The organism is Pseudoalteromonas sp. P1-7a, from assembly GCF_001401855.1.
GTDB lineage: Bacteria > Pseudomonadota > Gammaproteobacteria > Enterobacterales > Alteromonadaceae > Pseudoalteromonas.
In genome coordinates this window covers 67,993-81,347 of sequence record NZ_LKDU01000002.1, presented here as the reverse complement: position 1 = coordinate 81,347, position 13,355 = coordinate 67,993, and the positions used below count along the sequence as shown (strand labels likewise).

14 protein-coding genes and 1 tRNA gene are annotated in these 13,355 nt (G+C 41.2%); 6 read left to right on the top strand and 9 right to left on the bottom strand.

The features are described 5' to 3' along the window. Nucleotides 1–8: 8 nt before the first annotated feature. Nucleotides 9–416, top strand: coding sequence for a hypothetical protein (locus AN389_RS02475; protein WP_055019194.1), 408 nt, complete (start codon nucleotides 9–11; stop codon nucleotides 414–416). A 224-nt stretch (nucleotides 417–640) separates the two neighbouring features. Here the strand turns inward: AN389_RS02475 and AN389_RS02470 are convergent, their stop codons facing one another. From AN389_RS02470 to rlmE, 8 genes are all read right to left on the bottom strand, one after another. Further along, a complete protein-coding gene (locus AN389_RS02470; RefSeq protein ID WP_055014054.1) occupies nucleotides 641–2,266 on the bottom strand; it encodes a methyl-accepting chemotaxis protein in 1,626 nt (541 codons plus the stop codon). Between the two features lie 209 nt (nucleotides 2,267–2,475). Continuing rightward, a tRNA-Leu gene (locus tag AN389_RS02465) sits at nucleotides 2,476–2,560 on the bottom strand. Between the two features lie 81 nt (nucleotides 2,561–2,641). Then, nucleotides 2,642–2,989 carry a preprotein translocase subunit SecG gene (gene secG / locus AN389_RS02460; protein WP_004587340.1) on the bottom strand — a complete coding sequence of 116 codons (348 nt, stop codon included), beginning with the start codon at nucleotides 2,987–2,989 and terminating at the stop codon, nucleotides 2,642–2,644. Between the two features lies 1 nt (nucleotide 2,990). Next, on the bottom strand, nucleotides 2,991–3,740 hold the full coding sequence (tpiA, locus tag AN389_RS02455) for a triose-phosphate isomerase (protein WP_055019193.1): 750 nt from the start codon (nucleotides 3,738–3,740) through the stop codon (nucleotides 2,991–2,993). An 80-nt stretch (nucleotides 3,741–3,820) separates the two neighbouring features. Continuing rightward, nucleotides 3,821–5,161, bottom strand: a complete 1,341-nt coding sequence (glmM, locus tag AN389_RS02450; protein WP_055017168.1) for a phosphoglucosamine mutase — start codon at nucleotides 5,159–5,161, stop codon at nucleotides 3,821–3,823. Beyond that, a complete protein-coding gene (gene folP, locus AN389_RS02445; RefSeq protein ID WP_055017167.1) occupies nucleotides 5,161–6,006 on the bottom strand; it encodes a dihydropteroate synthase in 846 nt (281 codons plus the stop codon). Before folP ends, glmM begins: the two co-directional genes overlap by 1 nt. 70 nt (nucleotides 6,007–6,076) lie before the next feature. After that, on the bottom strand, nucleotides 6,077–8,020 hold the full coding sequence (gene ftsH / locus AN389_RS02440) for an ATP-dependent zinc metalloprotease FtsH (RefSeq protein ID WP_004587344.1): 1,944 nt from the start codon (nucleotides 8,018–8,020) through the stop codon (nucleotides 6,077–6,079). Between the two features lie 66 nt (nucleotides 8,021–8,086). Next, nucleotides 8,087–8,716, bottom strand: coding sequence for a 23S rRNA (uridine(2552)-2'-O)-methyltransferase RlmE (rlmE, locus tag AN389_RS02435; RefSeq protein WP_004587345.1), 630 nt, complete (start codon nucleotides 8,714–8,716; stop codon nucleotides 8,087–8,089). An 88-nt stretch (nucleotides 8,717–8,804) separates the two neighbouring features. On the opposite strand from rlmE, the gene yhbY reads away from it, so the two are divergent. Further along, nucleotides 8,805–9,101 (top strand): ribosome assembly RNA-binding protein YhbY, encoded by a 297-nt coding sequence (gene yhbY / locus AN389_RS02430; protein WP_055019192.1) that lies wholly within the window; start codon nucleotides 8,805–8,807, stop codon nucleotides 9,099–9,101. 136 nt (nucleotides 9,102–9,237) lie between these two features. Here yhbY and AN389_RS02425 read toward each other — a convergent pair whose 3' ends face one another. Next, nucleotides 9,238–10,383 (bottom strand): serine hydrolase, encoded by a 1,146-nt coding sequence (locus AN389_RS02425; protein ID WP_055014058.1) that lies wholly within the window; start codon nucleotides 10,381–10,383, stop codon nucleotides 9,238–9,240. A gap of 115 nt (nucleotides 10,384–10,498) precedes the next feature. On the opposite strand from AN389_RS02425, the gene AN389_RS02420 reads away from it, so the two are divergent. The 4 genes from AN389_RS02420 (at nucleotide 10,499) to AN389_RS02405 (ending at nucleotide 13,345) form a co-directional block, all read left to right on the top strand. After that, complete coding sequence (locus AN389_RS02420) at nucleotides 10,499–11,302, top strand: hypothetical protein (protein ID WP_055014059.1); 804 nt, start codon at nucleotides 10,499–10,501, stop codon at nucleotides 11,300–11,302. A gap of 87 nt (nucleotides 11,303–11,389) precedes the next feature. Next, a complete protein-coding gene (locus tag AN389_RS02415) occupies nucleotides 11,390–12,247 on the top strand; it encodes a MipA/OmpV family protein (protein WP_055014060.1) in 858 nt (285 codons plus the stop codon). Then, nucleotides 12,237–12,620: a DUF3019 domain-containing protein gene (locus AN389_RS02410; protein ID WP_055014061.1), complete on the top strand. Its 384-nt coding sequence runs from the start codon at nucleotides 12,237–12,239 to the stop codon at nucleotides 12,618–12,620. Before AN389_RS02415 ends, AN389_RS02410 begins: the two co-directional genes overlap by 11 nt. A 17-nt stretch (nucleotides 12,621–12,637) precedes the next feature. Beyond that, the gene (locus AN389_RS02405; protein WP_055014062.1) at nucleotides 12,638–13,345 is read left to right on the top strand and encodes a response regulator transcription factor; all 708 of its coding nucleotides are present in this window, start codon (nucleotides 12,638–12,640) and stop codon (nucleotides 13,343–13,345) included. The last annotated feature ends 10 nt before the right edge of the window (nucleotides 13,346–13,355 follow it).

Genomic DNA, 13,355 nt, shown 5'->3' with positions numbered 1-13,355 from the left:
AGCGAAATATGAAAAAATTAATCCTAGCAAGTGTACTGTCGCTATGTACGTTTAGCGCCTCAGCTAAAGTAGCGGTGATAGTAAACCCAGGCAATGCAAGTGCACTTGATGCCGATACAATTAAAAAGATTTACCTAGGAAAAGCAAAATCATTTGCTAACGGTAATAAAGTTAGCCCTGTTACTCAAAATGGTACCGCTGTGGCTGATGAATTCAATTCTAAAGTAGTTGGTAAATCAAGCAGCCAATTAAATGCCTATTGGTCAAAACTTGTTTTTACAGGTAAAGGTACACCACCAGAAAAATTTGATTCTGACCAGGCTGTTATTGATTTTGTTGCTAGTAATGGCGACTCAATTGGTTACATAGATAGCAGCAAGGCAACAGATAAAGTTAAGGTAGTTGCTACGTTTTAAGTGCGGTAGCTAGATATAAAAAACCACCGATTAGGTGGTTTTTTTATATCTAAATATTATGGCTATATACTAATATGCTTAAACAAATGAGCAGTTATGTGGCGGACAAGTGTGTAGATAGCGAGGCAAAAAAACGTTATTTAGTTGCTCTAAATAACGTTTTTTGAATGCAACTAGCGCTTGGCTTAGCCTCTAAAATGATTAAGTATTATTACAGATTAATATTACTCAATTTTAAACTTCGCAGTCGCATCTAATAGGTTATCTGAAAGGTAGTGCAGGTTTTTCGCTACATCCCTTACCGCCGCGAGTGAGTCCATTGTATCTTCAAACGATTCATGCATATTCGTCACATTTTCTACAACCATCGCAGCAACGGATGTTTGCTCCTCTGTAGCAGCGGCAATTTGTGAATTCATACCATTTATTTCTAGCATTTGCTCTGCAATTTTTTCTATCGACACACCAGTTTTCTCTGCGGCTGTTGCATTATCTGTGGCCATATCTCGCGCAGATGTCATCGCCGTTACCGACTCATTTGCAGCCTCAGTCAATGTGCTCAGTAACTCACGAATTTCATTTGTAGAGTGGGCAGTACGTGATGCAAGCTCTCTTACTTCATCTGCAACCACAGCAAAACCGCGACCATGCTCACCCGCACGGGCCGCTTCTATAGCAGCATTTAGAGCTAATAAATTAGTTTGCTCAGCAATAGATGTAATTACATTAAGGATTTGAGACACATTTTTTGTATCATCCGCTAGCTTATTAATTGTCGAAGCTGCTTGATTTATTTCATCACTCAACGTTCGTGAGGCGCTGACTGACATTTGAACTTGAGTTCTGCTTTGCTCTACCTCTTTTTCTGCGGTTTGCGCTGCATTTGATGCACTTGCCGCTGATTGAGAAATATCACCCACACTTTGCTTCATTTCTTCCATAGACTGTTTAACCACCTCAGCCTCAGTTGTTTGCTTTGTGGTTGCGCGCTCAGCCTGCTCCATACCTTGCACTAAGCGAGTTGAGTTTTCCATTAGTGGCTCACATACCGCAATTACCTCAAGGACTGTTTTTTTCAGCAGAGCGATAAATGAGTTAAAGTTAATCGATACTTGACCAATTTCATCCTCTGAATTTACGCTCAGATTAGTGCTCAGTGACCCTTTACCATTCGCCAGTAAACTCAGGTTATTAGCCGCATCACTCGCAGAAGCAGCAATACGTTTAGCAATCCAAATAGCCATAAATAGCAGTAAAATTAACGAAACAATAGATACCACTAACATAAGTGTAAGGGCGTGATCAGAACGTTCTTTTGTACTTGCAACTAGCTCAAAGAAACGAGCGTCTGCTTTAGCTTGCGCGGTTTTAAACTTTTCAAGTACATCATTATAAAGGGCTGTTTTTTTCTGCGCTTGTTGTTGGATTTTACTAAAATCGGCTGTCCCATTAACCATACCATTCGCAATGCTGGATGATATTTTTTCGTAATTGGCTAATTGTACTTTTGTATCGCTATGAATATACGACGCGTTTATTTGCTCAACCGCATTTATGTTGTTACTTAGTGCATTGTATGTATCTGCTGCTTTTTCTACTAACTCCTGCTCCCCAAAAGTAACAGCTTGCGTATAAAGCTCATCGAGCTTTTCTAAAAGGCTTACATTTGCCGATGTTAATTTAACAACCTGATACGAAGACTTTTCCATTTCATCAAGTGCGATTCTATTATCATTCATTGCAAAGTAATTAATCAAAACGATCGCTAAAAATGCTAGAACCGCAATGCTGGTAATAGCATGAATTTTTTTACTTATGCTGAGGTTTTGAAAAGAGAAGCCTGAAGCCATTGTGTATACCTTATTTTGTTGTCTATATCTATTATCGGCTTATTACCTATAAGTGTTAACTAAATTTGTAATATTTCTAGTTTTTTTTACAAATACAGCGAGTATTCAACAACTGGTAAGCTCAAAAAGGACAAGGTGGTTAATAAGCAAGCAAAGTGAAATTTTTCCATAAAAAAACCAGTAGCATTACTGCTACTGGTTTTATAATTTGGTGCGGATGGGGGGACTTGAACCCCCACGCCCGAAAGCACTACCCCCTCAAGGTAGCGTGTCTACCAATTCCACCACATCCGCATTTTCAAGCTTTCGCTTAGGTGTTAAACTTATTGACTTATTTGAGGAGTATAAGTCGCTTAACGTTAGCTTTACGCTAAATTAGTTTGGTACGTCAGAGCTCTGCTGTTGAGTAACAGGTACATCTTCTTCTGCTGGCGCTACAGTTTCAACTGCAGGTGCCGCTTCAAGGTTTTCCCACTCATCGGTCTTTTTGATTTGACCGGCAGTTAAGTTACCTAACACAATACTTAAAACAAAAAACACTGTTGCTAAGCTTGTTGTTGTTTTGGTCATAAAGTTACCTGCACCTGATGAGCCAAAAACTGTGCCCGAAGCACCGGCGCCAAATGAAGAACCCATGTCCGCGCCTTTACCTTGCTGGATTAAAACCATACCAACTAAAGCTAAAGCAACAACTAAATAAACTACTAATAAAATTTCGTACATCTTATACGGTCCCTTTTGCACTGTTACAGATTGCAGTGAACGAATCTGCTTTTAGACTAGCACCGCCAATAAGGCCGCCGTCTATATCTGGTTGTGCAAATAATAATTCGCTATTTTTTTCGTTAACGCTACCACCATATAAGATGGTAAGCCCTTGTGCTAAATGGCTGTCTAAAGAAGCAATTTTACCACGGATAAATTTATGAACAGCTTGTGCCTGTTCTGGCGATGCAGTCTTACCTGTGCCTATGGCCCAAACGGGCTCGTATGCTATCACAGAATCTTTCAGTGCTGCTACACCTAATTTCTCAATTACCGCATCAATTTGTGCAGCAACTACGTGTTCGGTTTGACCGTTTTCTTGCTCGCTCTCGCTTTCCCCAATACACAAGATTGGTGTTAGTCCTACTTGCTGTGCACGGGCAAATTTTGCGGCTACGGTTGCGTTACTCTCTTTGTAGATACTGCGTCGCTCTGAGTGGCCTACGAGTACGTACTTAGCTCCTAAATCTTTAATAAGCTGAGCATCCACTTCACCGGTAAAGGCGCCTGGGGTATTTTCGCTTAGCGTTTGAGTCCCCGTGGTTACACCGCTTTCAACCAGTGCTGGTACTAATGGGAATGGAGGAAATAAAACAATGTCTATCTCATTTGATTTAACACTGTTAATGGCATCAGACAGTTGAGTAACAAGTTCTAAAGACCCATTCATTTTCCAGTTGCCTGCGACCATTGCCTTACGTATTGCCATTTTCCACTCCAGATTAGAAAGCGGGCGAGATATTAACTTTTCTCGCCCTAAGTTACAAGAGGTTATTGTTATCAACCAGTTTATTTGCTCATAGATTCGACAACTGCTGCAATTTTTTGCGCACTGTCTATGACTATTTTTTCTTGTTCGGCTTCAACCATAACACGTACTACCGGTTCAGTGCCTGATTTACGAAGTAAAACACGGCCTTTGTCGCCTAAAGCTTGCTCTACTTGCGCAACCGTATCTTGTACTTCTGGTGCTTGTGTGGGATCTGTGCCAGGTGTGTAGCGTACATTAATCATTTTCATTGGGTACTTTGTGAAACCTGCCCCTAAATCTTGTAATGTACGATTTTGAGCCACCATTGCAGCCAATACCTGAAGGCTCGAAATGATACCATCGCCTGTGGTGATTAAATCAAGATTTAATACATGCCCTGAGCTTTCACCACCAATTTTCCAGCCTTTTTGCTGCAGCATTTCCATAACATAACGGTCGCCAACTTTACTGCGTGCAAATTCAATGCCTTTTGCTTTTAATGCATTTTCAAGCCCCATGTTCGACATAACCGTGCCAACAACACCACCACCTAGCATGTGATCTTCAGCCGCTTGGCAGGCAATAATGTAAACTAAATCATCACCGTCAAATACACGACCGTTATGATCAACCATCATTACGCGGTCGCCGTCACCATCGTAAGCAATACCTACATCGGCTTTGTGCTCTAGCACTTTGCGCTTTAACGTATCAACGTGTGTAGCACCACATTCATGGTTTATATTCACCCCATTAGGCTCGCAAGCATGAGTAATCACTTCAGCGCCTAGCTCACGCATCACCGACGGTGCAATATGGTAGGTTGCGCCATTGGCACAATCTAGTACAACTTTTATACCTTCAAGTGATAAACCTTGAGGGAATTGGCTTTTACAAAACTCAATATAGCGCCCATCAGCACTTACTAAGCGCGAGGCTTTACCAAGCTTATCGGAGGCAACACATGTCATTGGTTCATCAAGCATCGCTTCAATTTGTAGCTCAACGTCGTCGTCCAGTTTTAAGCCTTGGCCATTAAAAAACTTAATTCCGTTGTCGTAATAAGGGTTATGCGATGCACTAATTACGATACCCGCTTCGGCCCTAAACGTCTGCGCTAGATAGGCAACTGCAGGCGTCGGCATTGGCCCAAGCAATACAACATCTATTCCTGCGGCGATTAAACCAGCTTCAAGCGCGGTTTCTAACATGTAACCTGAAATACGGGTATCTTTACCTATAATTACTTTTTTTGTTCCACTAAGTGACAAAACTCGGCCAGCGGCCCAGCCTAATTTCATTGCAAACTCAGGGTTAATTGGCGCTGTGCCCACTAAACCACGTACCCCATCGGTACCAAAATATTTTCTTTCGCTCATTATAAAGCTCCTTTTTCGCATGCCTGGAGGACACCAAGCACATCTGCCGTTTCTTTTACATCGTGTACACGAATAATTTTTGCGCCATTTTGCGCGGCAATTAGCGCACCGGCTAAGCTGCCCGCTAATCGCTCATCTGTTTTTCTGTTTAGCAAATTACCTATCATCGACTTGCGTGAAAGACCCGCTAAAAGTGGTAGTTCAAACTTATTAAATGCATTAAATTTAGCCAGTATTTCAAAATTATGCTCAAGGGTTTTACCAAAGCCAAAACCCGGGTCGAGGATAAGTTGCTCTACCTTAATACCCGCTGTTTCGCATGCCTTTATACGCTGCTCAAAAAAATGGTTAATTTGCGCTAATAAGTCAGTATAAGTGGGCGAATTTTGCATTGTGCGGGGCTGCCCTTGCATGTGCATCAAGCACACTGCAACATCAGGGTATTTAGCGAGTGTACTTAGTGCACCTGGTTCTTGCAATGCACGCACATCGTTAACTATATCTGCACCTGCTAAAATGCCCTGCTCCATAACCTGCGCTTTACTGGTATCTACCGATATAACACAGTCACTTTTAGCTCTAATGGCTTTTATTGCAGGTATCACACGTTTAAGTTCATCGTCTAAACTAACATCTGGTGCGCCTGGGCGTGTAGATTCACCGCCAATATCAATAATAGTTGCACCCTCATCTAACAACTGCATTGCCTGCCTTACCGCGTGCGCTGTATCTAAAAACTTTCCGCCATCAGAAAATGAATCCGGAGTCACATTTAAAATACCCATCACACATGGTTTTTCTAAATTTAATTTACGCCCGCGGGGAAGGTTTATTGTGTTAGTCATCGCCAACCTTTGAGTTATTTGATACAAAAAAGCCCCGAAGTACGGGGCTTTTAAAACATTATTTTAACGATTATTCAGCTTTATCATCAAGGTTTGTTTCATCTTTTTTCGATGAATCATCCGGTTTTTGGCTTTCATCAACCGGCTTTTCTTGAGGTGCAACTGTTTTAGTTGGCTTATCGTCTAAACGATCATGTGCATCTCGTGGTTCACGCACAGGCTGACGCGCCATTAAATCATCAATTTGTTTAGCATCAATTGTTTCGTATTTCATTAATGCATCTTTCATCGCATGAAGAATATCAATATTTTCTTTTAATATATCTTCTGCTCTTTGATAATTGCGATCAGAGAATAAGCGTACTTCAGCATCAATGACTTTAGCTGTTTCATCAGACATGCTCATTGCGCGACCACCGCCGCCGCCCATGTACATCTCGTTTTGATCTTCAGCGTACAGTAACGGACCTAGTTTTTCACTCAAGCCCCACTGCGTTACCATTTTGCGTGCAATATCTGTTGCACGCTCAATGTCATTACTCGCACCCGTGGTTACTTTGTCTTCGCCATAAATAAGTGCTTCAGCAATTCGGCCACCGTAAAGGCTAGAAATCATTGACTCTAAAAGCTCTTTAGAATGGCTAACACGGTCCTGTTCAGGTAAGTACATGGTTACACCAAGGGCACGGCCACGTGGAATAATCGACACTTTATAAACTGGGTCGTGCTCTGGCACCATACGGCCAACAATAGCATGCCCTGCTTCATGGTAAGCCGTCATTTCTTTCTCTTGCTCACTCATCACCATGGTCTTGCGCTCTGCACCCATCATGATTTTGTCTTTAGCAGCATCGAATTCAGCCATACTTACAACACGCTTATTACCACGTGCGGCATAAAGTGCAGCTTCGTTTACAAGGTTTGCTAAATCAGCACCAGAGAAACCAGGTGTACCACGTGCAATAACTGCCGCTTCTACGTTATCGCCTAATGGCACTTTACGCATATGTACTTTAAGGATTTGCTCACGGCCACGAATATCAGGTAAGCCAACCACTACTTGACGGTCAAAACGACCAGGACGAAGTAATGCAGGGTCTAGTACGTCAGGGCGGTTAGTTGCCGCTATAACGATAATACCTTCGTTACCTTCAAAACCATCCATTTCGACTAGCATTTGGTTTAGTGTTTGTTCACGTTCGTCGTGTCCACCGCCCATGCCAGCGCCACGCTTACGCCCTACAGCATCAATCTCATCTATAAAGATAATACAAGGTGCAGCCTTTTTAGCTTGTTCAAACATGTCACGTACACGCGATGCACCAACACCAACAAACATTTCAACAAAGTCAGAACCTGAAATAGTGAAAAACGGTACTTTTGCTTCACCGGCTACGGCTTTAGCAAGTAATGTTTTACCCGTACCAGGAGGACCTACCATTAGTACCCCCTTAGGAATACTACCACCAAGTTTTTGGAACTTAGAAGGGTCACGTAAAAAGTCTACTAACTCTGTTACGTCGTCTTTTGCTTCATCGCACCCTGCTACATCAGCAAAAGTTGTTTTAACTTGGTCTTCGCTCATCAGGCGAGCTTTGCTTTTACCAAACGACATTGCGCCTTTACCGCCACCGCCTTGCATTTGACGCATGAAGAATATCCACACCCCTATAAGCAGCAACATTGGGAACCAAGAAATAAAAATACTTGCTAAAAACGATTGTTCTTCAGGCTGAACGCCTTTCACATTTACATCATTTTTAAGTAAATCATTAATTAAGTCTTCATCGTACATTGGCATGGTGGTTTGAAAACGCTCACCACTGCTTTTAGTACCGGTTATATTACCCGTTCCACGGTCAATAATAACTTCTTGTAAAGAGCCGCTACGCACGTCTTTTACAAATTGAGTGTAACTTGTTTGACGATCAACTTGATCGCCACCATTAAAGCTCTGAAATACTGACATTAGCACAACTGCAATAACCAGCCAGAGTATTAGATTTTTCGCCATATCGCTCAAGGGGTTAACCTCTTGTATCCAATTAATTTAAATTCAACTAAACGCCAAGCAACTGTACTACAGTTTGTAGCCGGTCGCTACTATATATACTTCCCGAGAACGGGCACGTGAGGCATCAGGTTTGCGTATTTTCACTGCTTTAAAACTATTACGAACGTCTTGCAAGTATTGATCAAAGCCTTCACCTTGAAACACTTTAACAACAAATGCACCGTTTTTCTTTAATACTTGATGACACATATCAAGTGCTAATTCTACCAAATACATGCTACCCGCTTGATCTACCGAGTTATTCCCACTCATATTTGGTGCCATGTCAGAGAGTACCACATCAACATTTTTACCATCAATGCGTTTTAACAATGCATCGAGTACGGCTTCTTCACGAAAATCGCCTTGTAAAAAGTCGACCCCCGCAAGTGAGTCCATGGGTAATATGTCACACGCAACAACCTGACCTTTATCAGATACTTTCTCGGCTAAGTATTGTGACCAGCTGCCAGGTGCAGCACCTAAATCAACAACGGTCATACCAGGGCGAAGCAGTTTATCTTTATTTTGGATCTCATCTAATTTGAAAACAGCTCGAGAACGCCAGCCTTTTTTTTGCGCTTGCTGAACATATTGATCATCAAAATGTTCTTTCAGCCATCGCTTTGAACTGGCTGAATGTTTTTTATTTGTCATAAATTAACACGCAACTAATTAGTAATATTCTTTAGATGGCGTTAGAATACCCTTAATTCAAGCCATATTCAGCAAAATTTGTATAAACATGACATTATCAAACAAACAAAAGCAGTTTTTAAAAGGCCAGGCGCATACCCTTAAGCCTGTAGTTTTACTAGGTTCTAACGGTTTAACCGAGGGCGTAGTCGTTGAAATTCAAAGTGCATTAGAGATTCACGAATTGATTAAAGTAAAAGTACCTACTGACGATCGTGAAACAAAAGCACTTATTTTTGATGCAATTGTTCGTGAAACCGGCGCTACTAAGCTACAAACAATAGGTCACACTGTTGTATTGTATCGTCAAAGTGCAGAAAAAAAGATTCAATTACCACGTGCATAAGTTAATTGTGCAGTGAGCTTTTTATAAAAAAACCAGCATTAAGCTGGTTTTTTTATTATAGGTGCTTAATTATACTTTTTACTTTTAAAAAATAAATTTAAAAGTACGGCTCTGTTTAAGCAATTTAAGGCCTGTTTTATTTAGTGCGTTTGTATTTTAATAAACGGTCTAAAAATTCAGTGGTTAATTCATTTATAACGCCGGTTTCCGCGTTTACAATCAAGCTAAACCCCACATTTAAATGCGGTATAACAACCAAATCACTACGATAACCTTGCACCCAACCACTATGATAGTACAGCGTTTCATCGTTATAGTTATAAATACGCCAGCCTAAACCATAATAAGCTTGTTCTAATTTCCTTTTCCATACGCGTCTATAACGTTCTTTTTTTGTAAGTGTAAAAGGGCGTGCTTGTGTAGCAAGTGCTTCTAAAGAAAGTACATCTAGGTTTTGCCCTAATTGCGCTTTTAACCATTTTGCCATATCGGTTGCGCTTGCATTTACGCCCGCAGCTGGGCCAACTTTATAATAGTTTTTTTTCAGCTTGGCTGTGTACCAACGTTTTTTTCCTCTAACGTGCGGCAACGCATAATTTTTATCCTGCACCATTGCATCGTAGCCTAAGCTGGTGTCGTTCATTTTTAATGGTGTAAAAATCCCCTCTTCCAGCCACTGGTCATATTTTTTATTGGTACTGCGATAAATTACATCATCAATTAAACTAAACATCACATTCTGATACCCATAGCATTGGCCGGGTTCGCAAATGGGCTTTACTGTTAATAGCTTTTCGACAATATCGGGGTAACTCATTCTTGATTCGATTAAATTGTCATATGCATTAGGGACCAAACCGCTGGAGTGGCTTAATAAGTGAAACACTTTTAAATTGTCTTTATAAACAGTGTCTTTAAAGGCAGGTATATACTCGCTTACCGGTTTAAATAAATCGATTACCCCTTCACTTGCAAGCTTCGCAGTTAAGGACCCAGCAAAGGTTTTTGACACCGAAGCCAACCTAAAGCGGGTGTGGCGATTAACCTGAGTACCACTTCCTGCCTTAGTGCGGCCCATGGTGTGAATATAATCAGCGTTACCAATACTCACTATAGAGAGCGCAGCGCCAGGTATACCTTTACTGTTAAGTTTTTTTTCTGCGTAGCGTCCATACTGTTTTACGAATCCATCCCAGTTTGAGTCTGCTTTAGCTATTGCCTTAAGCGGAAGAGATAGACAAATAGCGACCCAAACATACATAAAATTAGTGAGATACTTCATTCGTTACAAATTTATTCTTTTTTAACTACATCTATGAGCATAATATCATGAAGTTTTAGTGGGACTAACGTACAATGTTGCGATTATTGGCTTTTTAAGTGGATGTTAAGTAGTTATGCGTTTTATAGTTGTATCACTTTTTATATTATTATCAGCAGGTTGTGCAATTACCAAACAGCCGGCCGAGCCTTTGGCTTTACCTTTAAAGCCAACATTAAAGAGCGAAACTTACCAGCTTGAGTATAAAACAGAGCACGCATCGCCAAAAGTTAAGTCTGTACAGTTACCGGCGCACAAAGTAACACGCGGCCAAACAGTGCGTATTACAACAGATAAAGCAAGCGTAACAGACACACTATTAAAACAAATAACACAAGCCTTAAACGATAAAGGCTTAGAGGTGACTAATAATAAAAGCAGTGATTACACGCTCGCTATTCATCAGTTAGACCTAGCATTTACTGACGATACCAAATATGCGTTAACCCAGCCTGAAAACCCTTACCCTTTATTTGCAAAAGTAGCGCAGCAATACCCTACTCAGCAATGCGCCACCATACTCGCGCAAGTAAGTATGCGCATTACGCACCGTGCTTCAGGCGATGTGGTATGGTTTGCAAAATCATCAATAGACAGCGCAAGCTTCCACCGTGAGCCTTTATTGTTTAGCTTTGCCCAAGAGCAAAAAATTACTAATGAGTTAGAAGTCGCAACATTTGTACATCAGCAAAATACCGAGCAAGCCCGTATAGCGCGCGCAGGTAAAGAAGTAACTGTACCGCCTTTTAAAACCATTACTAAATTAAGCAGCTTAACTAAATTACAAGGTCCATGTACGCGTACCGAAGTGAGCGCCTTAACACCTATGATGCAATATTACTTAAGCAGTATTTTAATTGACAAAATAAAAGTGCAATAACGTAAAAAACTACATTTTTTTACAGATTCAAGGATTCACTTACTAATATACTACGTTTAATAACACATAATAATTAGGTCCCCAGGGATGAAAATCGCTTTCTTACAGCATACTTTAATTAATAGCGTATTGCTTTGCGCCAGTTTTTTGAGCTTTCAAAGCCAGGCAAGCAATCGATACTATGCTGATAACACGCTAGAGCCTACCCAAGGTTTTGCGTGGGATTGGAGCGCTGGGGCTGGTTATTATGTAGAAGACTCTTACCTAATTGGCCTTGACTCATACGACGATGGTATTGAACTCGATTTAAGCCTGGCTATTTCCTACGAAAACTTTTACCTCGACTTTGATCATAACCAGTTAAGCGGCGGTTTAGTCGTCGGTTACAGCCTTATAGATAAATTTGATTGGGGCCTAGATATATTGGGCACTAATACACAAGCCGGATTTGACGAAAAAGGCTTAGGTTTTTACAACCACGGTGTCATAGAAGAGCTTGCGGGTATAAAATCGCGTAATTACGATTTTGATGCCGGACTTAGATTAACGCGCCGCTTTGAAAACTCGCAAATTTCGTTTGAGTTTTTACATGACATTACAGGTACACATAACGGTTGGGTATTAAACACCTTTTTTAGCCACATTTTGCCATGGCGTAATTGGGAGTTTAGATCAGGGGTGGGTATAAGCGCTTACTCGGGCAGTTTTACAAACTATTATTTTGGTATAGACGCCGACGAAACCACCGCTAATCGCCCTATTTACACCCCGAATGGCAGCACCAGCATTATGTTTGAATTTCATGCTGAGTACCCTATATCTCAAGATTGGGTATTTTTGTCTGGCTGGTTAACAACGTGGTTTTCAAAAGAAATAGACGATAGCCCTATTATTTCACAAGGGTATCAGCATAAAGCCAAGGTAGGCCTGCGTTATGTATTTTAAATGGATCTGTTTATTATTGATCTTCCCTGCTATTTCATCTGCAAAAACGACAGATAAAACAGCCCCTTTAACCGCGCTTCCAGACACCTGTGTAGCACTGCGTGAGGGCCGCAATTGCTATGCTGATATTACACTTAGTTGGCAACAGCCGACTATTGGAAACTACTGCTTACGAGACGCAACATCAAAATATATTATGCAATGTTGGTTAAAACAACAACAAGGCGTATTTGAATATACATTTGACTCCCAGCAAAGCATTTCTTTTGAACTGTTTGATAGTAATACAGCCCAAATTATTGCCACCACTGAAGTTAAACTTCAGTGGGTTTATCAAAATAGACAAAAAAAACGCCGTTGGCGCCTATTCTAATCTACTAAGGAAGCTTTATGGATAATTACGGCACTATTTTATTAGTCGAAGATGACACCTCTCTAGCTCAATGGGTGGCAGAGTACTTAACCGAACAAGGCTATACGACCCATGTTTGCCACCGCGGTGATGAAGTTATAAGCCAGGTAAAAAACTTAAACCCTAACATTGTGCTACTCGACATTATGCTGCCAGGCCAAGACGGTATAAGTGTGTGCAGAGAGCTACGTAGTTTTTACACTGCCCCCATTATTATGTTGACCGCCCGCGATGATGAAATGGATGAAGTTATTGGCTTAGAAGTAGGGGCAAGTGATTACATCATGAAACCGGTGCGCCCTCGCGCATTATTAGCCCGTATTAAAGCAGCGCTGCGCCTGAGCAGTGAACCAACTAAAGTGCCCAATGACAGTGTGATAAAAGTCGGCGAACTCAGTATCGATACTCAATCTCGCAGTGTAACATTTAACAAGCAAGATATTACTATTTCCAGTGCTGAGTACCTGTTACTACACTATTTAGCAAATAATGCAGGCCAAGTGGTTTCAAGGGATGCAGTGTTTAAAGCAACGAAAGGCCGTGAGTATGATGGACTTGATAGAAGTGTGGATGTATTAATCTCCGCGCTTCGCAAAAAGTTTCATGATGACCCTCAAAACCCAGAAAAAATAAAAACAATTTGGGGGCGTGGTTATTTACTTGTTGCCACTGCGTGGGAAGAGTGACCGTGGCGCT